This is a genomic window from Streptomyces sp. NPDC003027 (assembly GCF_053591435.1).
In genome coordinates, this window is the sequence record NZ_JBSFTU010000003.1 from 38,550 (window position 1) to 60,363 (window position 21,814).

Consider the following 21,814-nt stretch of genomic DNA (forward strand, 5'->3'; position numbering starts at 1 on the left):
ACTCAGACCGAGAGGACCTGGCGCTTGTTGTAGGTGCCGCAGCTCGGGCACGCGATGTGCTGCTGCTTCGGCTCCTGGCAACGCTCACACGAAACCAGGGTGGGGACCGCAGCCTTCCACTGCGACCGGCGGTGGCGCGTGTTGCTGCGCGACATCTTCCGCTTCGGAACAGCCACGGCTACTTCTCCTGCTTCTCGTCGACGCCCGCTTCGGCGCCGCTCATGTTGTCCTTCTCATCGGTTCCCAGCGAACCGGCGAGTCCCTGCAGTGCCGCCCAACGGATGTCGACGGCGTCATGGTGGTGGTCCGGGTTGTCGTTCAGGTTGGTTCCGCACTGGGAACACAGACCCGCACAGTCCTCCCGGCACACCGGCTGCATCGGCAGTGCGAGCACCACCGCATCACGCAGCACGGGTTCGAGGTCGAACATGCCGTCCTCGAGGGGGATCATGTCCTCGTCTTCCTCGGCTTCGTCGCCCGCGGCCGCCTTGGAGCGGCCCCGGTCGTCGGAGTCGGGGTACGAGAACATCTCCTGGAAGTCCACGTCGAGCTCAAGCTCGACGGGCTCCAGACACCTTACGCACTCCCCCTCGGCCGATGCACGGGCGGTGCCTGTGACAAGCACCCCTTCCATGACCGACTCGAGACGGAGATCGATCTCCACGGGCGCGCCTTCCGGCACTCCCACGACCCCTTCGACGCCGAGGTCGGCGGGGGCCGCGACCGAACGGGAGAGCCGCTGGAGGGCACCAGGACGCCGCCCCAGCTCGTGTGTGTCGAACACGAGGGGGTTGCGGTGGTCGAGGCGCGTGCTCAGGGCTCTTCCTGCTTTCGGATCGTGAGAGGGCTGCCGTGTTCGAATCGAGAGACGAAGCGGGCAGCATGGATCGCGGGCATACGCGCGACCGAAGAGCCAGGATACTGGACGCTTCGCTCAGGGCCCAATCCGGGCCCGTGCCGCGCCGGGGCTCAGCGCCCCTGCTCGTACCGGCGCAGCTGCTCCAGGTCGATCATGCCGGTGTCGAAGAAGCTGGTCTCGTCGAGAGCGGCGGCCTGCGGCTGCTGGACCTGCTGCTGGTGCTGCTGCGGGGCCTGCGGCTGCTGGTCGTAGGCGTACTGCTGCTGGTACGCGTACGGGTCCTGGTTCTGGCTCTGGTAGGCGTACGGATCCTGCTGCTGGTACGCGTACGTCTCCTGGGGCTGCTGGTAGCCGTACGGGTCGGGCTGCTGGGCCGTCTGCGGGGCCTGCTGCGGCGGCTGCGGCGCCTCCTGCGGGACGTACTGCCGCACCGGCTCCGGGTCGGCGAGCTCCGCGAGCCCGGCCAGATAGTCGGCGTCGCTGGTGTGCACCACGCCGCCGGCCGCGTCCTGGGCCGCCATGTGCTCGCCCAGCGCGTCGCTGGTGGTGCGCCCGTGCAGCTTCTGCCGGCCCCGGCCGACCGCCTCCAGGGTCTTGGACAGCACGGCCTCGAAGGCGCCCAGCTTGGCGTCGACGTACGCGTCGGCCCGGTGGATCAGGGTCTGCGGGTCCGAGCTGTACTCGGGCGCGTCCTCGTCGGCGTAACCCTGCTCGTCCAGGCCCGGGCCCCGGCCGAGGAGCTTCTCGCGGCCGCGGTCGACGGAGCCGATGGTCTTGTTGAGGACGACCTCGAAGTTGGCGAGCTTGGAGTCGACGTAGTCGTCGGCCTCGGCGCGGATCTCGTCGGCCTCGCGGCGGGCCTCGGCGAGGATCCGGTCGGCCTCGTCCTGGGACTGGCGGGCGACCTGGGTGTCGGAGATCAGGGAGCCGCGCTCGGCGTGGGCGGCCTCGATGATCCGCTCGGCCTCCTGACGGGCCTGCTCGACCATCTGCTCCCGGCCGCCGAGGAGCTCCTGGGCCTGGGCGAGCGAGCCCGGCAGGGCCTCCCGTACCTCTTCGAGCAGGGCGAGCAGCTCGGCGCGGTTGATCACACAGGATGCCGACATGGGCATGGAGCGGGCGTTGGCGACCGTCGAAACGATCTCGTCGAGCTTCTTCTGCACGTCCACCGGGTGTTCGCCACTCTCTACAGCTGAATGAAGACGGACGGGACGACTGTAAGGGCAGTCGTCCCCCGTCCGACACCGGGTGACGGCCTGTCAGCCGCGGTGGCGCGTGGTCACTGTCCGCCGCGCTGCTGGGCGAGGCGCTCGGTGAGCCGGCCGAGGACGGCCTCGGGCACCAGGTGGGAGACGTCGCCGCCCCAGGCGGCGACCTCCTTGACCAGGGAGGACGACAGGAAGCTGTAGGTGGGGTTGGTGGGGACGAACAGGGTCTCGACGCCCGAGAGGCCGTTGTTCATCTGCGCCATCTGCAGTTCGTAGTCGAAGTCGCTGACCGCGCGGAGGCCCTTGACGATGGCCGGGATGTCCCGCTGCTTGCAGAAGTCCACGAGGAGGCCGTGGAAGGACTCGACCTCGACGTTTCCGAAGTCGGCGGTCACCTCGCGGATCAGCTCGATCCGCTCGTCGACGGTGAACAGCCCCTTCTTGGACTGGTTGATCATCACCGCGACGTGTACGACGTCGTACAGCTTGGAGGCGCGGGCGATGATGTCGAGATGTCCGTTGGTGATGGGGTCGAATGACCCCGGACAGACGGCGCGGCGCAACTTGGGTCCCTCGCTCTCCGGTCCGGTCATCGTGCGTCTTCGCACGTAGAGGCGGCGCGACCGTACCAAAACGTTCCCTCGCCGTAGCGACGGGCTCGCAGTGGCTCGAAACCGGCCGGCCAGCCGAATTCCCCGCCTCGGGTGCTGCGCTCCACGGTGACGAGAGCATCCTCCGCGATCCAGCCCCCGGAGCGGAGTGTGAGGAGGATCTCGCGAAGATCGTCGTCGGAGACGGCGTACGGCGGGTCGAGGAAGACGAGGTCGTACGGCTCGGCCGGGGCCGGGCCCGTCACGATCTGTTCCGCTTTGCCGGTACGGAGTTCGGCGCCGGGCAGTCCGAGGGTGCGGATGTTCTCGCGGACGGTCTTCGCGGCGCGCGGGTCGGCTTCGACGAGCAGCGCGTGGGACGCGCCGCGGGACAGCGCCTCCAGGCCGACGGCGCCGGAACCGGCGTACAGGTCGACGACCCGCGCCCCGGCCAGGCCGTGGAACGACTCCCAGGTGGAGAAGAGGCCTTCCCGTGCCCGGTCGGAGGTGGGGCGGGTGCCGTTGCCCGGCGGTACGGCGAGTCGGCGTCCGCCGGCGGTGCCGGCGATCACGCGGGTCATCTGGGTCCTCGCTCTGTATGGGCCGTGAGCCATGAGCCATTGCGTGTGCAATAGCTTATGGCGGCTGCTGCCCTGCCGCGTCAGCCCTTCTCCAGGTACTCCTCGCGTTCCTTGTCGAGGAGGGCGTCGAGGGCGGTGCGCAGCTCGGGGTGGTCGGTGAGGTCCGGGTCGGCGAGGACGACGGCGGTGGCCTCCTCGCGGGCGGCCGTGATGACGTCCTCGTCGTCGATGACGGTGAGCATCCGCAGTGAGGAGCGGACGCCGGACTGGGCCTGGCCGAGGACGTCACCCTCGCGGCGCTGTTCGAGGTCGATCCGGGAGAGTTCGAAGCCGTCGAGGGTGGCGGCGACGGCGCCGAGGCGCTGCCGGGCGGGGCTCGCCTCGGGCATCTCGGTGACCAGGAGGCACAGACCGGGGGCGGAGCCGCGGCCGACGCGGCCGCGGAGCTGGTGGAGCTGGGAGACGCCGAACCGGTCGGCGTCCATGATCACCATGGCGGTGGCGTTGGGGACGTTGACACCGACCTCGATGACGGTGGTGGCGACGAGGACGTCGACCTCGCCGGCGGCGAAGCGGCGCATGACGTCGTCCTTGTCGTCGGGGTGCATCCGGCCGTGCAGGACCTCGACGCGCAGCCCGGCGAGCGGGCCGGTCCTCAGCTTCTCGGTGACGTCGAGGACGGCGAGCGGGGGGCGCTTCTCCGCCTCGTCCTCGGGGGTGGGCTTCTTCTTCGCCTTGGGGTCGTCCTCGCCGTCGCCGATACGGGGGCAGACGACGTACGCCTGGTGCCCCTTCTCCACCTCTTCGCGCACGCGCTCCCACGCGCGCGTGAGGAAGTGCGGCTTGTCGGCGGCGGGGACGACATGGCTGGCGATCGGTGAGCGCCCGGCGGGCAGCTGGTCCAGGACGGAGGTCTCCAGATCACCGAAGACGGTCATGGCGACCGTGCGCGGGATGGGGGTCGCCGTCATGACGAGCAGGTGCGGGGGCTGCTTCCCCTTGCCGCGCAGGGCGTCGCGCTGCTCCACGCCGAAGCGGTGCTGTTCGTCGACGACGACCAGGCCGAGGTCGTGGAACCGCACCTTGTCCTCGATCAGGGCGTGGGTGCCGATGACGATCCCGGCCTCGCCGGTGACGAGGTCGAGGAGCGCCTGGCGGCGGGCGGCCGCGCCCATGGAGCCGGTGAGGAGCACGACCTTGGTGGCGTTCTCCGCCCCGCCGAGCATCCCTCCCTGGGCCAGCTCGCCCATCATCTCGGTGATCGACCGGTGGTGCTGCTGGGCGAGGACCTCGGTGGGGGCGAGCATGGCGGCCTGTCCCCCGGCGTCGACGACGGCGAGCATGGCCCGCAGGGCGACCATCGTCTTTCCGGACCCGACCTCGCCCTGGAGGAGCCGGTGCATCGGGTGCTCGGTGGCGAGGTCGTCGAAGATCTCCTTCGAGACCTTCCGCTGGCCGTCGGTGAGGGTGAAGGGGAGTTCGGCGTCGAAGGTGTCGAGGAGGCCGCCCGGGACGGGACGGCGGGCGACGGCGGGCAGTTGGGTGTCGGCGAAGCGCCGACGGGCGAGGGCGACCTGGAGGACGAAGGCCTCGTCCCACTTCAGCCGCTGCCGGGCGTCCTCGATGTCCGCCCTGGTGCGAGGGCGGTGCACCTTCTGGAGCGCCTCGGGCAGGGCGGCGAGGCCGCGGCCCTCGCGCAGGGCGGGCGGCAGGGGGTCGGCGAGCCCGGCCCAGCCGGTGGCGGCCATGGAGTCCAGGACGATGGAGACCGACTGCTCGATGGTCCAGGACTCCAGCTGCTTGCAGGCGGGATAGATGGGCAGCAGCTCGCTCGCGAACGCCTTGACCGTCTCGTCGCTGCTGTCGGCGTCCAGGAGCTTGTACTCGGGGTGGGAGAGCTGGAGCTTGCGGTTGAAGAGCCCGACCTTGCCGGCGAACATGCCGCGCCGACCCGGCAGCAGCTCCTTCTGGTGGAAGAAGACCGCCCGGCCGAAGAAGACCAGCTGCATCCGGCCGCTGCCGTCGGTGATCGTGACCTCGAGCCGCTGGCCCTTGCCCCGCCCCCCTTTGTTGAAGGTCAGCACGCGGGCGTCGGCCACCTGCGCGACGACCGTGACGTGCTCGTCCAGGGGCAGGTCGGCCAGCGCCGTCAGCTCCCCGCGCTCGGCGTACCGCCGCGGGTAGTGGTGGAGCAGGTCGCCGACCGTGCGCAGGTCGAGATGGTCGGCCATCACCTTGGCGGTGGCGGCCCCGAGGACGTTCTTGAGCGGGTCACCGAGCAGCACGGCGGCTCCCCTCGGGCAGTCGGTTCAGTGGTTCGTCGAGCACGGGCACGCGTTCCATTGCACACCACGGCACCGACAACCGTCCCGCAGGCTGTGGGTATCCGCGGGTCCGCCGGTGGCTACTCCACGCCGATGAGGAGGGGCGGCGCTCCGGGGCCCGCGTGGTAGGTCGCGGTGTCGACCGCCAAGTACGTGTCGCGGACGTGGCGTTCGAGGGCCGACGCCAGGCTCTCGGGGGTGTCGGTCGCGACGATCAGGGTGACCAGTTCGCCGCCCGCGGACAGCATCCGGTCCAAAACCGTCCGCGCTGTCGCCGTCAGGTCCTGGCCGATGACCGCCACGTCGCCCTCGATCAGGCCGAGGACGTCACCGGCCTGGCACACGCCCGCCGAGGTGAAGGACTGCCGTTCGGCGACGGCCAGTTCGGCGTAGCGCGTGGCGCCCGCCGCCGCCGTCATCGCGACCACGTCCTCGTCGAAGCGGCGCTCCGGTTCGTGGACGGCCAGGGCCGCGATGCCCTGGACGGCCGCGCGGGTCGGGATCAGGGCGACCCTGATGCCCTCGGCGCGGGCCTGTTCGGCCGCGGCGCCCGCCGTGTGCCGCAGGGCGGTGTCGTTCGGCAGGAGGACCACCTCGCGCGCGTGGGCCCGCCGGATCGCGTCGACCAGTTCCCCGCTGGCCGGCGGCTCCCCCGCCCGGGCCAGGACCGTCGTGGCGCCCGCCTCCTCGCACAGGCCCGCGATGCCCTCGCCGGGGACCACCGCGACCACCGCGCGCTGCGCCCGCTCGGCCGGCGCCACCCCCGCGAAGTGGGTGATCCGGATCCGGTACGGGCGTCCCGCCTCCACGCCCGCCTCGACCGCCGCTCCCGCGTCGTCGACATGGACGTGGACGTTCCACAGTCCGTCGCCGCCCACGACGACCAGCGAGTCCCCCAGGCCGTCCAGCCGGGCCCGCAACCGTTCCACGGCCGCGTCCTCCGCCTCCAGGAGGTAGATCACCTCGAACGCGGGGCCGCGCCGGCCCTCCTCGGCCGGGCACTCCTCCTCGTCCCGTACGGGACGGGCGGGACGTACCGGCCGTATCTGCGCCTCGCCCGACACCACCTCGACGAGGGCGCCGAGGACCGCCACCAGGCCGCGTCCGCCGGCGTCCACGACGCCCGCGCGCTGAAGGGCGGGCAGCTGCCCGGGAGTCGCCTCCAGGGCCGTCCTGGCCCCTTCGTACGCCCCTCTGGCAACCGCCACGAGGTCCCCGCCGCCCGCGCAGGCGTCCGCCGCCGCGCGCGCGACGGTCAGGATCGTGCCCTCGACCGGGTGTGCCACGGCCCGGCGGGCGGCGGCGGAGGCCGCCGTCAGCGACCGGGCGAGGTGATCGCCGTCCCGCCCGTCGGCGAGGACGGACGCCATGCCGCGCAGCAGCTGCGACAGAATGGTCCCGGAGTTGCCCCGCGCCCCGATGAGGGCGCCGTGCGCCATGGCCCGTATCGCGTCCACGGCGTCCGGCTCGTCGGCGGCGAAGACCGCCTCGACCGCCTGGGCGGCGGATTCCACGGTCAGATAGAGGTTGGTCCCGGTGTCCCCGTCGGCGATCGGGTAGACGTTGATCGCGTCGATCTCCTCGCGCTCCCGGCCGAGCGCCTCCAGCGCCCGTACGCACCAGGATCGGACCGCTGCGGCGTCGAGGGTCTGCGCGGTCTGCGGCAACGGGTGATCCTCCTGTGACGGCCTGGCGGCCGGGGGCGGCCTGGGCGGCGAGCTCACCGCAGGGTAGACCCGCTCATGACCTCGGCCGGGGACGGGGGCCGCCGAGGTCATGGTAGTTTCGTTCTACGGGAGCAGCCGTTGTATGCTGCTCCGGTTGCCCGGCGAGAGTCGGGCCATTCCCCCGGCAAGCCACTTCAGAACTCTGATTCCGGTGCGCCGGAATTCACTGTAAATCTGAAGTCTTTGGAGTGACCCGTGGCTGCCAACTGCGACGTCTGCGGCAAGGGGCCGGGCTTCGGCAACAACATTTCGCACTCGCACCGCCGTACGTCCCGTCGCTGGAACCCGAACATCCAGCGCGTGCGTGCCGTGGTCGGTCGGACGCCGAAGCGGCTCAACGTCTGCACCTCGTGCATCAAGGCCGGCAAGGTCTCGCGCTAAGTGATGCTCCCCGCGCAAGTGGGGAAGATCCCGCCGACGTTTTGTCGTAGCGCAGCCCCTGCGGTTGCCTTGAAAGGCCGGTTCACCTCGGTGAACCGGCCTTTTGCCATGCCCTGAGGGCGGCGACGCCGTGACCGTCCCCGTCCGGACCGGGCCGTCGGCCGCTCCGCCCGTCTCAGCGCAGCAGTGACCGCTCCGTGGGTGCCAGCCGGAGCTGTCGCGGCGGCCTGGCCCACCCCTGCGACAGGGTCGGCAGCAGCTCCTCGCGCCAGCGTCCGGACTGCCGCAGGCGACGCAGGTGGGCGTCGAGCCGGCCCTCGTCGGTGAACCGCGCGAAGAAGACGAAGACCTCCTCGCCCGTCCGTACCGGCAGCGCCGGGAAGGTGTTCGGGGCGTGTTCCGACCGCAGGTACGCCAGTGGCTCGCCGCCGGCCTCGGCCAGGACGGGCCGCACCCGCCGCTCGAAGAACTCGACGAACGCGGCGTCGAACGGGCGGTTGCCGTACCAGACCGTGGCGAGGACCAGCGACGGTGGCGCGTCCGCCGGCTCGCCGGGGGCTCGGCGGGCGGCGACCGGCGCGGGGAACCCCGCGTCCGCCGAGGCGGGCCGCAGCAGCAGGACGTCGTCGGAGTCGATCATCGTCGCGTTGGCCCGGTCGCGATGCGCCTGCCAGACCGGCCCGCCGTAGAAGCCCGCCAGCGCCTCGGCACGGCGCGGCATGTCGTCGAAGCCGCGCAGCCAGACGAACCGGTCGGGGTCGTCCAGGTCGCGGAACTGCCCGAGGACGGTCATGCCGACGTCCTCCTGGGGCTCGACGAACTCCCGGTCGAACAGGTCGATCAGCACGTCCCGCCGTCCTGGGTGCAGCGTGTACTGCCGCAGTTCGACGACCGGGCACCGTAGGGCTTCCACCAGACCGCTCCTCGCTCGAGTGATGAAACTGTTTTTGTTACAACAACGGGTACGGCTTTCCCGGCGGCCATCCGCCCGCAGCGGACGGCCCCTAGTTCACCAGCGTCTCGCGCAGCACATCGGCGATCGACGTCTCCGCCAGCTCCCGCCGCATGGCCTGCTCGACCCGGCCGTAGACGTCGCTCAGCGCGGGGCGGATGCCCCGGCCGACCGGGCACTCCAGGTTGGGCTCGCCGTGGTGCAGGCCGAACGGCGCCTGCGCGCCGACGGCGTCGTGCACGTCGAGGAGGGAGATCTCCTCCGGCGCGCGGGCCAGGCTCCAGCCCGCGCCGGCGCCGTGGCGGACCTCCACCAGACCGGCTCGCCGCAGGTCACCCAGGCTGCGCCGGATGACCACGGGGTTGGTGTTGACGCTGGCCGCGACCTGCTCCGACGTGAGAACGTCCCGGCCGCGGCGCTGCGCCAACGCCAGCCAGGCCAGCGCGTGTGTCGCGATGGTCAATCGACTGTTCGCCGCCATCCGCCCTCCCCCTTCTCCCGCAACAGCTTCTGTTACAACGGGGCCCTCGGTCAAGGGCTCAAGAGCCGTCCGCCGGATCAGCGCAGAGACGCGAGCGTGAAGTGCCGCACCCTCAGTGGCGCGACGAGGTACTCGTCCTCGCCAGGCAGGACCACGGGCTGGTCCCGCCAGTGCTCGCCGGCGTAGCCGACCAGATCCTCCTCGCCGCGCCAGCGGCTGACGTACACCAGCGAGTCGGGCGGCGCGAGCAGGACCTCGTGGTCCACAAGCCCCGGATAGCGGCCGGGAAACTCGCGCACCGCGGAGACGATCATGTCGCGGAACGCCTCGAACCGCTCAGGACGTACGCGTGCCTCACTCACCCTGATGATCACGGCCCTCAGGGTGTCACGCCGAACCGCGCCACCGCCAGGCGTGGTCCACCGGTCCGATTCCCGCGCCCAGCGCGAAACCGGCCGCGATCGCCCCCGTCACGTACGCCTTCGCCTCCCGCACCGCCTCCGGTACCGGCAGCCCCTTCGCGAGCCCCGACGCCACCGCCGAGGCGAGCGTGCAGCCCGTCCCGTGCGTGTGCCGGTTGTCGTGGCGCGGCGCGCGCAGCCAGTGCTCCTCGTCGCCGTCCGTGAGCAGGTCCACGGCCTCCTCACCGGTCGGCAGGTGCCCGCCCTTGATCAACGCCCAGCGCGGGCCGTACGACAGGATCGCCTCGGCGGCGGTCCGCATGTCGCGCTCGTCGACAACACGAATCCCGGTGAGCTGCGCCACCTCGTCCAGGTTGGGCGTGGCCACGGTCGCGACCGGCAGCAGCCTCGTCCGTACGGAGTCCAGCGCGGAGGCGGCGAGCAGCGCGTCCCCGTGCTTGGAGACGCCCACCGGGTCGACGACCACGGGCGCGTGTGTCGCGGCGAGCAGCTCGGCGACGGTCTCCACGAGGGGCGCCGAGGCGAGCATGCCGGTCTTCACCGCCTGGACGCCGATGTCGTCGACGACGGCGCGGTACTGGGCTCGTACGGCCTCCTCGGGCAGCTCCCACGCCCCCTGGACGCCCCGGGAGTTCTGGGCCGTGACGGCGGTGATCACGCTCATGCCGTGGACGCCGAGGGCGAGCATGGTCTTCAGATCGGCCTGGATGCCCGCGCCGCCGCCGGAGTCCGATCCGGCGACGGTCAGGACCAGGGGCGGGATCACTCCGTCTCCCCGAAGTGGTCCCAGCCGCCCGTGCTGTGCCAGGGCGCGCCGTCCACGGTCACCTGCGGCAGCGCCGAGGGGTTGAGGACCTCGCCGATGACCTTCCAGCGGGCCGGCAGCTTCACGTCCGGCGGGAAGGTGGCGACGATCGCGTGGTCCTCGCCGCCGGTGAGCACCCACTGCAGGGGGTCCACGCCGACGGCCTGGCCGATGTCGTACATCTGGGTGGGGATGTCGATGAGGCCGGAGCGCAGGTCGATACGGACCTTGCTGGCCTCGGCGATGTGGCCGAGGTCGGCGATGAGTCCGTCGCTGACGTCGCACATGGCGGTGGCGCCGAGCCCGGCCGCTGCGGGGCCCGCGTGGTACGGCGGTTCGGGCCGCCGGTGCGCCTCGACGAACGCGCGCGGCGAGCGGAAGCCCCGGGAGAGGACGGCGTAGCCGGCGGCGGACCAGCCCAGCCAGCCGGTGTACGCGACGACGTCGCCGGGCTGCGCCCCGCCGCGGGTCACCGGGTCGTGGTTGCGCAGGTCGCCGAGGGCGGTGATGGCGACGGTGATGGTGTCGCCGCGGACGACGTCGCCGCCGACGACGGCCGCGCCGGCGACCTGGCACTCGTCGCGCAGGCCGTCCATGAGTTCCGTGGGCCAGGTGACGGGCAGCTCCGCGGGGACGACGAGGCCGAGCAGGAGCGCGGTCGGCACGGCGCCCATCGCGGCGATGTCGGCGAGGTTCTGTGCGGCCGCCTTGCGGCCGACGTCGTACGCCGTCGACCAGTCGCGGCGGAAGTGCCGTCCTTCGAGCAGGATGTCCGTGCTGGCCACCACGCGCCGGTCGGGTGCGGAGACGACCGCGGCGTCGTCGCCCGGCCCGATCCGTACCGCCGGGGTGGAGGTGAGCCGGGACGTGAGCTCCTTGATGAGCCCGAACTCCCCCAACTCGCCGACTGTGCCCTTCACCGCGTCTCACCTCGTGTTGTCGTGCCGGCCGTGCGCGCCGACCGCGGGTCGCGAGCCGTCACTGCGCCAGATACCGTCAAGTGGACCGTCAACTTCTGTCGTGCCTTCGCCACACTGTGGGCGCCTCCGGGCGCGCAGGTCTCCCCGCGGCCCGGGGCGACGCGGTACCGTGGCGTCCCTTTCTCCCACAAGATCCTCGTGGTCGCCCTGGAGGTTCCGTGGTACAGGCGTACATCCTCATTCAGACCGAGGTGGGCAAGGCGTCGACCGTCGCCGAGACCATCTCCGAGATCCCGGGGGTGATCCAGGCGGAGGACGTGACGGGACCGTACGACGTGATCGTCCGCGCCCAGGCCGACACGGTCGACGACCTCGGCCGCATGGTGGTCGCCAAGGTCCAGCAAGTGGACGGCATCACGCGGACCCTCACCTGCCCGGTCGTGCATCTGTAGCCCCCGTCTACGCTTGGCCGGTGATGTCAACCCACCGGCCCTTCGGCCTGCCCGTCGCCGCCGCGACCGCGGCCGCGCTGCTGCTGTCCGCCACGGGCTGCTCCTCCACGGACGCGAAGGTGTCGGCCCCCGTTCCCAGCCCTCCGGCGGAGGAAGCCGCCTTCTGCCGGGCGCTGGCGAAGGAACTTCCCCGGACCGTGGCGGGGCTGGAACGGAACGACCCGGAGCCCGGCTCCGAGCTGACCGCCGGGTGGGGGGACGCGGCGATCGTACTGCGCTGCGGCGTCCCCCGGCCCGACAGGATGAACGATCCCCAGGCACAGGGGGTCGACGCCGAGGGTGTGAACTGGCTGTACGAGCCGCGGCAGGGCGACGGACCCCGCTTCACCACGACGTACCGGAAGGCGTACGTCGAGGTGACGCTGGACGAGCGGTACGCGCATGACGTCGGCCCGCTCGTGGATCTCGCCGCCCCCGTCAAGAAGGCGGTCCCGGACAGCGTGTAGTCAGCGCAGGCCCGTGGAGCGGGTCAGCGCGGCCTGGATCAGCCGGTCGACGAGCTCGGGATAGCTGACGCCGCTCTCCTGCCACATGCGCGGGTACATGGAGATCGGCGTGAAGCCGGGCATGGTGTTGATCTCGTTGATGACGAAGTCGCCGTCCTCGGTGAGGAAGAAGTCGGCGCGGACCAGACCCTCGCAGGAGACGGCCTCGTAGGCGGCGACCGCGAGGCGCTGGACCTCGGCGGTGGCCTCGTCGCCGATCGGCGCGGGCACGATGCCGGACGCCGAGTCGATGTACTTCGCCTCGAAGTCGTAGAAGTCGTGGTCGGTGACGGGCGGGATCTCGGCCGGCACGCTGGCGCGCGGGCCGTCCTCGAACTCCAGGACGCCGCACTCGATCTCGCGGCCGCGCAGCAGCGACTCGACGAGGATCTTGGGGTCGTGGCGGCGGGCCTCCTCGATGGCCTCGTCCAGGCCGGAGAGGTCGTCGACCTTGGTGATGCCCATGGAGGAGCCGCCTCGGGCGGGCTTCACGAAGAGCGGCCAGCCGTGTTCGGCGGCGAACTCGACGATCTTCTTGCGCGCGGCCGCGGGGTTCTGGTCCCACTCGCGGGGCCGGATGACCTCGTACGGGCCGACGGGCAGCCCGAAGGAGGTGAAGACCCGCTTCATGTACTCCTTGTCCTGGCCGACGGCGGAGGCGAGGACGCCCGCGCCGACGTAGGGGACGCCGGAGAGCTCGAGGAGTCCCTGGAGCGTGCCGTCCTCGCCGTAGGGGCCGTGCAGCACGGGGAAGACGACGTCGACGTCGCCGAGGGCCTTGGGCACGGCGCCGGGCTCGGTGTACACGACCTCGCGGTTGGCGGGGTCGACGGAGAGGACCACCCCGCCCGTCTCGGACTCGGCGAGGTCGGCGACGTTCGGCAGGGAGCGCTCGGCGATGGCCATCCGCTCGGGGGCGTCGGCGGTCAGCGCCCAGCGCCCGTCGGTGGTGATGCCGATGGGCAGCACGTCGTACTTGTCCCGGTCGATGGCGCGCAGGACGGCACCGGCGGTGACGACGGAGATGGCGTGCTCCGAGCTGCGTCCGCCGAAGACGACGGCCACGCGCGGCTTGCGGGGGCTCTGGGTGTTCTCGCTCATATCGCGTTGAGCGTACCTTGCGTCTCCGACAGGGTTGAGTGCCCCGGTGCGCCGCGCGCGTCCGGCCCAACGGGCCTCCCCCGGCGGGCCGCTCGGCACCGCTCAGCGCCGCTCGGGTTTGGCGCTGCGGGACATCAGTTCCTTGAGGGCGACGATCGGCGGCTTGCCCTCGTGGACGATGGAGACGACCGTCTCGGTGATCGGCATGTCGACGCCGTGGCGGCGGGCCAGGTCGAGGACCGACTCGCAGGACTTGACGCCCTCGGCGGTCTGCTTGGTCGCGGCGATGGTCTCCTCGAGCGTCATGCCGCGGCCGAGGTTGGTGCCGAAGGTGTGGTTGCGGGAGAGCGGCGAGGAGCAGGTGGCGACCAGGTCGCCGAGTCCGGCGAGGCCGGAGAAGGTGAGCGGGTCGGCTCCCATGGCGAGGCCGAGGCGGGTGGTCTCGGCCAGGCCGCGGGTGATGAGCGTGGCCTTGGAGTTGTCGCCGAGTCCCATGCCGTCGGCGATGCCGACGGCGAGCCCGATGACGTTCTTGACGGCGCCGCCGAGCTCGCAGCCGACGACGTCGGTGTTGGTGTACGGGCGGAAGTACGGGGTCATGCAGGCGGCCTGGAGGCGCTGGGCGACGGATTCGTCGGAGCAGGCGACGACGGCGGCGGCGGGCTGCCGGGCGGCGATCTCCTTGGCCAGGTTGGGGCCGGTGAGGACGGCCACGCGCGCGGCGGGGACGTCGGCGACCTCGGCGATGACCTCGCTCATCCGCTTGGCGGTGCCGAGTTCGACGCCCTTCATCAGGGAGACGAGGACGGTGTCCGGGGCCAGCTCGGGGGCCCAGTCGGCGAGGTTTCCGCGCAGGGTCTGGGAGGGGACGGCGAGCACGGTGAACTCGGCGTCGCGGGCGGCCTCGGCCGGGTCGGTGGTGGCCCGGACCTTGGCGGGCAGTTCGATGCCGGGGAGGTAGTCGGGGTTGGTCCGGGTGGTGTTGATCGCGTCGACGAGTTCGGCGCGGCGTCCCCAGAGGGTCACCTCGCAGCCCGCGTCGGCGAGCACCATGCCGAAGGCGGTGCCCCACGATCCCGTACCGAAGACGGCTGCCTTGGTCACTTCTTGCCCTCTCCGGCGGCCTTGCGCCGCAGTTCCAGCCGTGCCTTGCGGTGGTCGTACGGTTCGGCGGGCGCCTTCTCGCCGCGTACGTCCTCCAGGAGTGCGGTGATCGCGGCCATGATGACCTCGGTCGCCTCGCGCAGCACCTCGGGCGTCGGTTCCTTGCCGTAGAAGCGGGAGAGGTCGACCGGCGGACCGGCCTGGACGATCAGCGTCTTGCGGGGGAACAGCCTGAGCCTGTTCTCCTTGGCGTACGGCGGCATCGCGAGGTTGGCGCCCCACTGGGCGACCGGGATGACGGGGGCCTTGGTGAGCAGTGCGACGCGGGCGGCGCCGGTCTTGCCGGCCATGGGCCACATGTCGGGGTCGCGGGTGAGGGTGCCCTCGGGGTAGAAGGCGACGCATTCGCCGCGCTCGATGGCCTCGACGGCGGCGCGGAAGGCGTCCAGCGCGTTGGTGGTCTCGCGGTAGACGGGGATCTGTCCGGTGCCGCGCAGCATCATGCCGACGAACGAGCCCTTGAAGAGGCCGGCCTTGGCGAGAAAGCGCGGGACGCGCCCGGTGTTGTACTGGTAGTGCGCGTAGGACAGCGGGTCCAGATAAGAGTTGTGGTTGACGGCGGTGATGAATCCGCCGTCGGCCGGAATGTGTTCCGTTCCGCGCCAGTCCCGCTTGAACAGAACCACCAGCGGCGGTTTAGCGATGACCGCCGCCAGGCGGTACCAGAAGCCGATTCTGCGGCGGGACACTCGGACACCTTCCTCTGGGACTGGCTTGCAGGGGGTCAAGTGTCGCCCCATGCTCCTGGTCTGTCGAGAACACCGTACGCCCCGGGCCGCGGCTCCCGCCGGACAGTCCGACCGCGAGCGGGGCCACAATGGCCCCGATGAACACCGATCCGGATGGCGGCTGGTCCCTGGTCGTTCCCCTGAAGCCCCTTGCGCGGGCGAAGAGCAGGCTCGCCGCGGCGGCCGGTGCGCGGGCGCGGCCGCGGCTGGCGCTGGCGTTCGCGCAGGACACGGTGGCCGCGGCGCTGGAATGCGCGCGGGTGCGCGATGTGGTGGTCGTCACGGACGATCCGGTGGCGGCGGTGGCGCTTTCGGCGCTGGGGGCGCGGATCGTTCCGGACTCCCCCGCCGCCGGGCTCAACGCGGCGCTGGCCCATGGGGAGCGCGCGGTGCGCGGCGGTCGCGCCGGGGGACGGGTGGCGGCGCTGAACGCCGATCTTCCGGCGCTGCGGCCGGCGGAGCTGGCCCGGGTCCTCCAGGTGGCCGGAGAATTCCCTCGGGCATTTCTCGCGGATGCCGCCGGAATAGGTACGACATTCCTCTCGGCAGGCCCGGGAGTGGAATTGGCGCCTGCTTTCGGTGGCGCTTCGCGGCGGCGGCATTTGTCGTCGGGGGCGGTGGAAATCCGGCTGGCCGGGGTGGATTCCGTGCGCCGGGACGTGGACACCGGCGAGGATCTGGCGGCGGCGCTCGGCCTGGGCATCGGTCCGCGGACGGCCGCTCATTTCGACCGCGCGGCCGGATAGGCTGCGGTCCATGCAGGCGACCGCGTACACGTACGACCCCGAGACCCGCAGCGGAAGTGTGCTGCTCGACGACGGCACCCCGGTGGAGTTCGGGGCCGAGGCCTTCGAGGCGGGCGGGCTGCGGCTGCTGCGTCCGGGGCAGCGGGTGCGGATCGAGACGGAGCCCGCGCCGGGGGACGCCGCCCCCCGGATCACGCTGATCACCCTGCAGACGTTCTGACACCTCGGGCAACACGCGGGCCGCGCTCCCCCGGAGGGGAGCGCGGCCCGGCGTGTGAGTGGCCCTGTGACCCTGCGCCGCTTACTTCTTGCGGGCGGTGGTGGTCTTCTTGGCGGGGGTGGTCTTGCGCGCGGTGGTCTTCTTCGCCGGCGCCTTCTTCGCCGTGGCCTTCTTCGCCGGGGCGGTCTTCTTCGCGGTGGTCTTCTTCGCGGCGGCGGTGGTCTTCGCCGGGGTGGTCTTCTTGGCGGCCGTCGTCTTGGCCGCGCTCGTGCTCTTGGTGGCGGCGGTCTTCTTCGCCGTGGCGGTGGTCTTCTTCGCCGGGGTGGCCTTCTTGGCGGCGGCCTTCTTCGCGGCCGCGGCGGAGGTCTTCTTGGCGGCGGCCTTCTTGCCGGCGGCCTTGGCGATGGTGGGCGGCGGCCCGGAAAGGCTGCCCTTGGGCGCCTTCTTGACGGAGACCTCGCCTCCCTTGGGGAGCTTCTTCGAGCCGCTGACCAGGTCCTTGAAGCCCTGACCCGCGCGGAAGCGCGGCACGGAGGTCTTCTTGACCCGCACGCGCTCGCCCGTCTGGGGGTTACGGGCGTAACGGGCCGGCCGGTCGACCTTCTCGAACGACCCGAAGCCGGTGACCGAGACCCGGTCCCCGCCGACCACGGCACGCACGATGGCGTCGAGCACGTGGTCGACGGCGTCGGCGGCCTGCTGGCGACCGCCCATCTTGTCGGCAATCGCTTCTACGAGCTGCGCCTTGTTCACGTCTTCCCCTTCGGAGACATTGCCAGAACGAAAGTGTTCAAGCTTTTTCGCACGTTAGGCATGTATATACCGCAAATCAAACACGAAACGGGCTAATCACCCTAGTGCCGCAACGCGGAAGTCCCGTTGCGGAGTTCCTGGTGTCAGTCGCCTTCAGGGAATCGGCCCTCGTCGAGGTCCTTCATCAACCGGTCCAGACGCGCTGCCGCGTCCGCTAGATCGTGCTTCGCCGCGGCCGTCACGACCAGCAGCTTCCGGGACAGCGCCATCCTTACGCCCTCCGGGACTTGCAGTTCGCGCACCCTTCTGTGCGCTTCCTTCAATCGGGCGGCGACTGCCTCGTAGAGCTCGAGTTGGCTGTCGCGTTCCATGCACAGATTGTGCCATCTAGGGCGAGTTGTCGCCCGACGGGGTCTCAACAAGCGACTGCGCCCCCCACCGGAGGGTGGGGGGCGCAGTCGTGGAAAAGCGCTGCTCAGACGGTAATTGTACGGGGCTTGAAGGCCGGCCGTGCCGCCTCGTAAGCCGCGATGTCGCCTTCGTTCTGAAGGGTGAGGCTGATGTCGTCCAGGCCGTTGAGCAGCCGCCAGCGGGCGTTCTCGTCGAGTTCGAAGTCGGCGTCGATCCCGGCGGCGAGCACCTTCCGCTGCTCCAGGTCGACGGTGACCTCGGCCGTCGGGTCGGCCTCGGTCAGCTCCCAGAGCCGGTCCACGACCTGCTGGTCGAGGACCACGGTCAGCAGACCGTTCTTGAGCGAGTTGCCGCGGAAGATGTCGGCGAACCGGGAGGAGATCACGGTCTTGAAGCCGTAGTTCTGCAGCGCCCAGACGGCGTGCTCACGGGAGGAGCCGGTGCCGAAGTCGGGGCCGGCGACCAGGACCGAGGCACCCTGCCGCTCGGGGCGGTTGAGCACGAACTCGGGGTCCTTGCGCCAGGCCTCGAAGAGCCCGTCCTCGAAGCCGTCGCGGGTGACCTTCTTCAGCCAGTGGGCGGGGATGATCTGGTCGGTGTCGACGTTGCTGCGGCGCAGCGGGACGGCGCGACCGGTGTGTGTGGTGAAGGCTTCCATGGTTCTCAGACCCCCGCGGGCGTAGCGACGTCGGACAGATCGGCCGGGGAGGCCAGATGGCCCAGTACGGCGGTGGCGGCGGCGACCTGGGGGGAGACCAGGTGGGTCCGGCCGCCCTTGCCCTGCCGGCCCTCGAAGTTGCGGTTGGAGGTGGACGCGGAGCGCTCGCCCGGCGCCAGTTGGTCGGGGTTCATGCCCAGGCACATCGAGCAGCCCGCGTGCCGCCATTCGGCGCCGGACTCCTTGAAGACCTTGTCCAGGCCCTCCTCGACCGCCTGCAGGGCGACCCGGACCGAACCGGGGACGACCAGCATCCGGACGCCGTCGGCGACCTTGCGGCCGCGCAGCAGCTCGGCGGCGTTGCGCAGGTCCTCGATGCGGCCGTTGGTGCACGAGCCTACGAAGACGGTGTCGACCTTGATGTCCCGCAGCCGCTGTCCGGCGCTCAACCCCATGTACTCCAGGGCCTTTTCGGCGGCGAGGCGCTCCGAAGCGTCTTCGTACGAAGCCGGGTCGGGGACGTTCGCCGAAAGCGGTGCTCCCTGGCCGGGGTTGGTGCCCCAGGTGACGAACGGCGCCAGGGAGGCGGCGTCGATGACGACCTCGGCGTCGAAGACCGCGTCGTCGTCGCTCTTCAGGGTCTTCCAGTAGGCGACGGCGGCGTCCCAGTCCTCGCCCTCGGGGGCGTGGTCGCGGCCCTTCAGGTAGGCGAAGGTGGTCTCGTCGGGGGCGATCATGCCCGCGCGGGCGCCGGCCTCGATCGACATGTTGCAGATGGTCATCCGGGCCTCCATCGAGAGCTTCTCGATGGCGGAGCCGCGGTACTCCAGGATGTAGCCCTGGCCGCCGCCGGTGCCGATCTTGGCGATGATCGCCAGGATCAGGTCCTTGGCGGTGACGTCCTCGGGCAGCTCGCCGTCGACCGTGATGGCCATGGTCTTGGGGCGGGCCAGCGGCAGCGTCTGGGTGGCCAGCACGTGCTCGACCTGGCTGGTGCCGATACCGAACGCCAGGGCGCCGAACGCGCCGTGCGTGGAGGTGTGCGAGTCGCCGCAGACCACGGTGGTGCCGGGCTGGGTCAGGCCCAGCTGGGGGCCAACGACGTGGACGACGCCCTGCTCGACGTCGCCCAGCGGGTGCAGCCGTACGCCGAAGTCGGCACAGTTCTTGCGCAGGGTCTCCAACTGCGCGCGGGAGACCGGGTCGGCGATCGGCTTGTCGATGTCGAGGGTCGGGGTGTTGTGGTCCTCGGTGGCGATGGTGAGGTCGAGGCGACGCACCTGGCGGCCGTTCTGACGGAGACCGTCGAACGCCTGGGGGCTGGTGACCTCGTGCAGCAGGTGCAGATCGATGAAGAGGAGGTCGGGCTCGCCCTCGGCGCGCCGGACGACATGATCGTCCCAGACCTTCTCCGCGAGTGTCCTACCCATCGCTTTCCCTCCGGCCGACGTATACGCCGGCACAACTAGAGACCCGTTTCGCGGGCCGTTGTGCGGCCGCCCCACCAGGGTCACAGGTTCCGGGAGAAATTGAACTTGCGTTTCACAGAGTGAGACGTGAATATCGTTGCATGGACAACTCTAGCGGCGTGGGCGTTCTCGACAAGGCAGCCCTTGTCCTGAGCGCTCTGGAGTCCGGTCCGGCCACCCTCGCAGGTCTGGTCGCGGCGACGGGACTCGCACGACCCACGGCACACCGACTCGCCGTGGCACTGGAACACCACCGGATGGTGGCTCGCGACATGCAGGGCCGGTTCATCCTCGGACCGCGCCTGGCGGAGCTCGCCGCCGCGGCCGGTGAGGACCGCCTGCTCGCCACCGCGGGCCCGGTACTGACGCATCTGCGCGATGTGACCGGCGAGAGCGCCCAGCTCTACCGGCGCCAGGGAGACATGCGCATCTGCGTGGCGGCGGCCGAGCGGCTGTCCGGCCTGCGGGACACGGTCCCGGTCGGCTCGACGCTGACGATGAAGGCCGGCTCCTCCGCGCAGATCCTGATGGCCTGGGAGGAGCCCGAGCGGCTCCACCGCGGTCTTCAGGGCGCCCGCTTCACGGCGACGGCCCTGTCGGGCGTACGGCGCCGCGGCTGGGCCCAGTCGATCGGTGAGCGGGAGCCGGGCGTGGCGTCGGTCTCCGCGCCCGTGCGCGGCCCCTCGAACCGCGTGGTGGCCGCCGTGTCGGTCTCGGGGCCGATCGAGCGCCTGACCCGCCACCCCGGCCGTATGCACGCCCAGGCGGTCATCGACGCGGCCGCCCGCCTCTCGGAGGCGCTGCGCCGCAACGGCTGACCGCCTTCGCCTCCTCCTTGTCCGTCCCGGCCCACCGCTTCAACGCCGCAGCGGTGGGCCGGAGTTGTGTCCGGCGCCGTATGCACGATCTTCAGTTGTCCGGCAACGCGAAGAAGCCCTCCCCCGAAGGGAAGGGCTTCTTCGATGCGTACCCCCGACCGGATTCGAACCGGCGCTACCGCCTTGAGAGGGCGGCGTGCTAGGCCGCTACACAACGGGGGCCTTGCGGATGAGCTCCGCGAGCTGGCCTACCAGGACTCGAACCTAGAATGACGGTACCAGAAACCGTAGTGTTGCCAATTACACCATAGGCCATGGTGGTTTAGACCAGTACCCCCGACCGGATTCGAACCGGCGCTACCGCCTTGAGAGGGCGGCGTGCTAGGCCGCTACACAACGGGGGCCCTAGCGATCCCGCCCGGCACCGGAGTGCCGAGCGATGTCACCACGTGTTCACCGGGAGCGACCCTGGTGATGCGCAGGATGGATCTGTACCCCCGACCGGATTCGAACCGGCGCTACTGCCTTGAGAGGGCAGCGTGCTAGGCCGCTACACAACGGGGGCTTTGCGGATCAGATCCGCGTGGTGCAGATGAGCTCTGCGAGCTGGCCTACCAGGACTCGAACCTAGACTAACTGAACCAGAATCAGTCGTGCTGCCAATTACACCATAGGCCACCAAAACTCAACCCCCGGCTCGGGGATCTTGTTCGGGTTGTGCTCCGTGGGTTTCGGCCTTTCGGCTTGCTCCCCTCGGCGCAGGAAGAACATTACCCGAAGGTGTCCGGCGCTCCAAAACGACTATCGCGGCGCAGCAGCGCGGGGAGCTGATGGAGGTCGGTGATGCGGGTCAGCTCGGGTCGGCCGCCGCGGCCCGCGCGGTCCAGCCAGATGCCCGTGAGCCCCGCCTCGACCGCCCCCCGGGCGTCGATGTCCGGCTGGTCACCGACGTACGCCACCTCGTTCGGGGCGAGCCCGAGCGCGGCGCAGGCCGCGTGGAACGCCTCGGCGGCGGGCTTGGCGACCCCCAGCTCGGCGGCGCAGACGACGGCCTCGAAGCGGTCCCGTACGCCGAGCACCCGCAGCTTGCGGTCCTGGTTGTGGACGCTGGAGTTCGACAGGACGGCGTGACGGTACTCACGCGCCAGCAGGTCCAGGACGGGGACGGTGTCGGGGAAGAGCTCCCAGGCTGATTCGTAGTGGGTGATGTACCGCTCGAACCAGCCGTCGGCCTCGCCGGCGGTGAGGGCGGGCGCCCCGAGGAAGTCGCGCACGCGCTCGCGCCGCTGCTCCTGGAAGTCCACCCCGCCGGCCTCGAACCGGCGCCAGTGGACGACGGTGAGCTCCTGCCAGCGGACGAGGGCCTGGTCGACGGAGTCGAATCCGTCCACCAGGCCCTCGGCCGTGAGATGGTCGCGCATGCCGGCCAGGTCGGCGCGGGCGTAGTCGAAGATCGTGTCGTCGATGTCCCACAGGACCGCGCGGATGGCCATACGACG

Annotated in this window: 26 protein-coding genes and 5 tRNA genes; 6 read left to right on the forward strand and 25 right to left on the reverse strand. The window is 71.0% G+C overall.

What is annotated here, in order from left to right:
- Window positions 1–2: 2 nt before the first annotated feature.
- The 7 genes from rpmF to ACWDX6_RS03500 all read right to left on the reverse strand — a co-directional run bounded on the left by rpmF (window position 3) and on the right by ACWDX6_RS03500 (window position 7,229).
- Window positions 3–176 (reverse strand): 50S ribosomal protein L32, encoded by a 174-nt coding sequence (gene rpmF, locus ACWDX6_RS03470; protein WP_030496967.1) that lies wholly within the window; start codon window positions 174–176, stop codon window positions 3–5.
- A gap of 2 nt (window positions 177–178) precedes the next feature.
- Window positions 179–817: a YceD family protein gene (locus tag ACWDX6_RS03475; RefSeq protein ID WP_451483491.1), complete on the reverse strand. Its 639-nt coding sequence runs from the start codon at window positions 815–817 to the stop codon at window positions 179–181.
- A 152-nt stretch (window positions 818–969) separates the two neighbouring features.
- Window positions 970–2,028 (reverse strand): ATP synthase F0 subunit B, encoded by a 1,059-nt coding sequence (locus ACWDX6_RS03480; RefSeq protein WP_451483273.1) that lies wholly within the window; start codon window positions 2,026–2,028, stop codon window positions 970–972.
- A gap of 110 nt (window positions 2,029–2,138) precedes the next feature.
- Window positions 2,139–2,630, reverse strand: coding sequence for a pantetheine-phosphate adenylyltransferase (gene coaD, locus ACWDX6_RS03485; RefSeq protein ID WP_356894206.1), 492 nt, complete (start codon window positions 2,628–2,630; stop codon window positions 2,139–2,141).
- A gap of 26 nt (window positions 2,631–2,656) precedes the next feature.
- Complete coding sequence (gene rsmD, locus ACWDX6_RS03490; protein WP_451483274.1) at window positions 2,657–3,238, reverse strand: 16S rRNA (guanine(966)-N(2))-methyltransferase RsmD; 582 nt, start codon at window positions 3,236–3,238, stop codon at window positions 2,657–2,659.
- An 80-nt stretch (window positions 3,239–3,318) separates the two neighbouring features.
- The gene (gene recG / locus ACWDX6_RS03495; protein ID WP_451483492.1) at window positions 3,319–5,469 is read right to left on the reverse strand and encodes an ATP-dependent DNA helicase RecG; all 2,151 of its coding nucleotides are present in this window, start codon (window positions 5,467–5,469) and stop codon (window positions 3,319–3,321) included.
- A gap of 173 nt (window positions 5,470–5,642) precedes the next feature.
- Complete coding sequence (locus ACWDX6_RS03500; protein ID WP_451483275.1) at window positions 5,643–7,229, reverse strand: DAK2 domain-containing protein; 1,587 nt, start codon at window positions 7,227–7,229, stop codon at window positions 5,643–5,645.
- Between the two features lie 255 nt (window positions 7,230–7,484).
- On the opposite strand from ACWDX6_RS03500, the gene rpmB reads away from it, so the two are divergent.
- Complete coding sequence (gene rpmB / locus ACWDX6_RS03505) at window positions 7,485–7,670, forward strand: 50S ribosomal protein L28 (RefSeq protein ID WP_003957616.1); 186 nt, start codon at window positions 7,485–7,487, stop codon at window positions 7,668–7,670.
- A 175-nt stretch (window positions 7,671–7,845) separates the two neighbouring features.
- On the opposite strand, the gene ACWDX6_RS03510 is transcribed toward rpmB, so the two are convergent.
- The 5 genes from ACWDX6_RS03510 to ACWDX6_RS03530 all read right to left on the reverse strand — a co-directional run bounded on the left by ACWDX6_RS03510 (window position 7,846) and on the right by ACWDX6_RS03530 (window position 11,250).
- Window positions 7,846–8,583, reverse strand: a complete 738-nt coding sequence (locus ACWDX6_RS03510; protein WP_451483276.1) for an NIPSNAP family protein — start codon at window positions 8,581–8,583, stop codon at window positions 7,846–7,848.
- A gap of 91 nt (window positions 8,584–8,674) precedes the next feature.
- Complete coding sequence (locus ACWDX6_RS03515; RefSeq protein ID WP_451483277.1) at window positions 8,675–9,103, reverse strand: Rrf2 family transcriptional regulator; 429 nt, start codon at window positions 9,101–9,103, stop codon at window positions 8,675–8,677.
- Window positions 9,104–9,180: 77 nt separating this feature from the next.
- Window positions 9,181–9,477 carry an antibiotic biosynthesis monooxygenase gene (locus tag ACWDX6_RS03520; protein WP_451483278.1) on the reverse strand — a complete coding sequence of 99 codons (297 nt, stop codon included), beginning with the start codon at window positions 9,475–9,477 and terminating at the stop codon, window positions 9,181–9,183.
- Window positions 9,478–9,490: 13 nt separating this feature from the next.
- Window positions 9,491–10,291 (reverse strand): bifunctional hydroxymethylpyrimidine kinase/phosphomethylpyrimidine kinase, encoded by an 801-nt coding sequence (thiD, locus tag ACWDX6_RS03525; protein ID WP_451483279.1) that lies wholly within the window; start codon window positions 10,289–10,291, stop codon window positions 9,491–9,493.
- A complete protein-coding gene (locus ACWDX6_RS03530) occupies window positions 10,288–11,250 on the reverse strand; it encodes a thiamine-phosphate kinase (protein ID WP_451483280.1) in 963 nt (320 codons plus the stop codon). Before ACWDX6_RS03530 ends, thiD begins: the two co-directional genes overlap by 4 nt.
- A gap of 218 nt (window positions 11,251–11,468) precedes the next feature.
- Here ACWDX6_RS03530 and ACWDX6_RS03535 point away from each other — a divergent pair, with 218 nt between their 5' ends.
- Complete coding sequence (locus tag ACWDX6_RS03535) at window positions 11,469–11,702, forward strand: Lrp/AsnC family transcriptional regulator (protein ID WP_403294595.1); 234 nt, start codon at window positions 11,469–11,471, stop codon at window positions 11,700–11,702.
- Between the two features lie 23 nt (window positions 11,703–11,725).
- Window positions 11,726–12,208 (forward strand): DUF3515 domain-containing protein, encoded by a 483-nt coding sequence (locus tag ACWDX6_RS03540; protein WP_451483493.1) that lies wholly within the window; start codon window positions 11,726–11,728, stop codon window positions 12,206–12,208.
- Here the strand turns inward: ACWDX6_RS03540 and ACWDX6_RS03545 are convergent, their stop codons facing one another.
- The 3 genes from ACWDX6_RS03545 to ACWDX6_RS03555 form a co-directional block, all read right to left on the reverse strand.
- Window positions 12,209–13,348, reverse strand: coding sequence for a D-alanine--D-alanine ligase family protein (locus ACWDX6_RS03545; protein WP_451483281.1), 1,140 nt, complete (start codon window positions 13,346–13,348; stop codon window positions 12,209–12,211).
- Between the two features lie 102 nt (window positions 13,349–13,450).
- Window positions 13,451–14,452, reverse strand: coding sequence for an NAD(P)H-dependent glycerol-3-phosphate dehydrogenase (locus ACWDX6_RS03550; protein WP_451483282.1), 1,002 nt, complete (start codon window positions 14,450–14,452; stop codon window positions 13,451–13,453).
- Window positions 14,449–15,201, reverse strand: coding sequence for a lysophospholipid acyltransferase family protein (locus ACWDX6_RS03555; protein ID WP_451483283.1), 753 nt, complete (start codon window positions 15,199–15,201; stop codon window positions 14,449–14,451). Before ACWDX6_RS03555 ends, ACWDX6_RS03550 begins: the two co-directional genes overlap by 4 nt.
- Before the next feature lie 137 nt (window positions 15,202–15,338).
- Between ACWDX6_RS03555 and cofC the strand changes: the two genes are divergently transcribed.
- Window positions 15,339–15,986: a 2-phospho-L-lactate guanylyltransferase gene (gene cofC, locus ACWDX6_RS03560; RefSeq protein WP_451483284.1), complete on the forward strand. Its 648-nt coding sequence runs from the start codon at window positions 15,339–15,341 to the stop codon at window positions 15,984–15,986.
- 10 nt (window positions 15,987–15,996) lie between these two features.
- Entirely contained in the window at window positions 15,997–16,206 is a 210-nt protein-coding gene (locus ACWDX6_RS03565) for a hypothetical protein (protein ID WP_451483285.1), read from the forward strand.
- An 81-nt stretch (window positions 16,207–16,287) separates the two neighbouring features.
- On the opposite strand, the gene ACWDX6_RS03570 is transcribed toward ACWDX6_RS03565, so the two are convergent.
- The 4 genes from ACWDX6_RS03570 to leuC all read right to left on the reverse strand — a co-directional run bounded on the left by ACWDX6_RS03570 (window position 16,288) and on the right by leuC (window position 19,458).
- Complete coding sequence (locus tag ACWDX6_RS03570; RefSeq protein ID WP_451483286.1) at window positions 16,288–16,959, reverse strand: HU family DNA-binding protein; 672 nt, start codon at window positions 16,957–16,959, stop codon at window positions 16,288–16,290.
- A 143-nt stretch (window positions 16,960–17,102) separates the two neighbouring features.
- Window positions 17,103–17,330, reverse strand: a complete 228-nt coding sequence (locus ACWDX6_RS03575; RefSeq protein WP_451483287.1) for an SCO5555 family protein — start codon at window positions 17,328–17,330, stop codon at window positions 17,103–17,105.
- Between the two features lie 104 nt (window positions 17,331–17,434).
- Window positions 17,435–18,028: a 3-isopropylmalate dehydratase small subunit gene (gene leuD, locus ACWDX6_RS03580; protein WP_451483288.1), complete on the reverse strand. Its 594-nt coding sequence runs from the start codon at window positions 18,026–18,028 to the stop codon at window positions 17,435–17,437.
- Between the two features lie 5 nt (window positions 18,029–18,033).
- On the reverse strand, window positions 18,034–19,458 hold the full coding sequence (leuC, locus tag ACWDX6_RS03585) for a 3-isopropylmalate dehydratase large subunit (protein ID WP_451483289.1): 1,425 nt from the start codon (window positions 19,456–19,458) through the stop codon (window positions 18,034–18,036).
- 140 nt (window positions 19,459–19,598) lie between these two features.
- On the opposite strand from leuC, the gene ndgR reads away from it, so the two are divergent.
- Window positions 19,599–20,315, forward strand: a complete 717-nt coding sequence (gene ndgR / locus ACWDX6_RS03590; protein WP_005311436.1) for an IclR family transcriptional regulator NdgR — start codon at window positions 19,599–19,601, stop codon at window positions 20,313–20,315.
- A 149-nt stretch (window positions 20,316–20,464) separates the two neighbouring features.
- Here the strand turns inward: ndgR and ACWDX6_RS03595 are convergent.
- The 6 genes from ACWDX6_RS03595 to ACWDX6_RS03620 form a co-directional block, all read right to left on the reverse strand.
- A tRNA-Glu gene (locus ACWDX6_RS03595) sits at window positions 20,465–20,537 on the reverse strand.
- Window positions 20,538–20,558: 21 nt separating this feature from the next.
- A tRNA-Gln gene (locus ACWDX6_RS03600) sits at window positions 20,559–20,630 on the reverse strand.
- Window positions 20,631–20,646: 16 nt separating this feature from the next.
- Window positions 20,647–20,719: transfer RNA gene (locus ACWDX6_RS03605), tRNA-Glu, on the reverse strand.
- 88 nt (window positions 20,720–20,807) lie between these two features.
- A tRNA-Glu gene (locus ACWDX6_RS03610) sits at window positions 20,808–20,880 on the reverse strand.
- A gap of 41 nt (window positions 20,881–20,921) precedes the next feature.
- Window positions 20,922–20,993 (reverse strand) — tRNA-Gln (locus ACWDX6_RS03615).
- Between the two features lie 92 nt (window positions 20,994–21,085).
- Window positions 21,086–21,808 carry an HAD family hydrolase gene (locus ACWDX6_RS03620; protein ID WP_451483290.1) on the reverse strand — a complete coding sequence of 241 codons (723 nt, stop codon included), beginning with the start codon at window positions 21,806–21,808 and terminating at the stop codon, window positions 21,086–21,088.
- Window positions 21,809–21,814: the final 6 nt, after the last annotated feature.

Coding starts and splice junctions, on each gene's coding strand:
- rsmD (WP_451483274.1), bottom strand. CDS start 3,238: ATGACCCGCGTGATCGCCGGCACCGCCGGCGGACGCCGACTCGCCGTA.
- recG (WP_451483492.1), bottom strand. CDS start 5,469: ATGGCCGACCATCTCGACCTGCGCACGGTCGGCGACCTGCTCCACCAC.
- ACWDX6_RS03515 (WP_451483277.1), bottom strand. CDS start 9,103: ATGGCGGCGAACAGTCGATTGACCATCGCGACACACGCGCTGGCCTGG.
- ACWDX6_RS03540 (WP_451483493.1), top strand. CDS start 11,726: ATGTCAACCCACCGGCCCTTCGGCCTGCCCGTCGCCGCCGCGACCGCG.
- ACWDX6_RS03545 (WP_451483281.1), bottom strand. CDS start 13,348: ATGAGCGAGAACACCCAGAGCCCCCGCAAGCCGCGCGTGGCCGTCGTC.
- cofC (WP_451483284.1), top strand. CDS start 15,339: ATGAACACCGATCCGGATGGCGGCTGGTCCCTGGTCGTTCCCCTGAAG.
- ACWDX6_RS03565 (WP_451483285.1), top strand. CDS start 15,997: ATGCAGGCGACCGCGTACACGTACGACCCCGAGACCCGCAGCGGAAGT.
- ACWDX6_RS03575 (WP_451483287.1), bottom strand. CDS start 17,330: ATGGAACGCGACAGCCAACTCGAGCTCTACGAGGCAGTCGCCGCCCGA.
- leuD (WP_451483288.1), bottom strand. CDS start 18,028: ATGGAAGCCTTCACCACACACACCGGTCGCGCCGTCCCGCTGCGCCGC.
- leuC (WP_451483289.1), bottom strand. CDS start 19,458: ATGGGTAGGACACTCGCGGAGAAGGTCTGGGACGATCATGTCGTCCGG.
- ndgR (WP_005311436.1), top strand. CDS start 19,599: ATGGACAACTCTAGCGGCGTGGGCGTTCTCGACAAGGCAGCCCTTGTC.
- ACWDX6_RS03620 (WP_451483290.1), bottom strand. CDS start 21,808: ATGGCCATCCGCGCGGTCCTGTGGGACATCGACGACACGATCTTCGAC.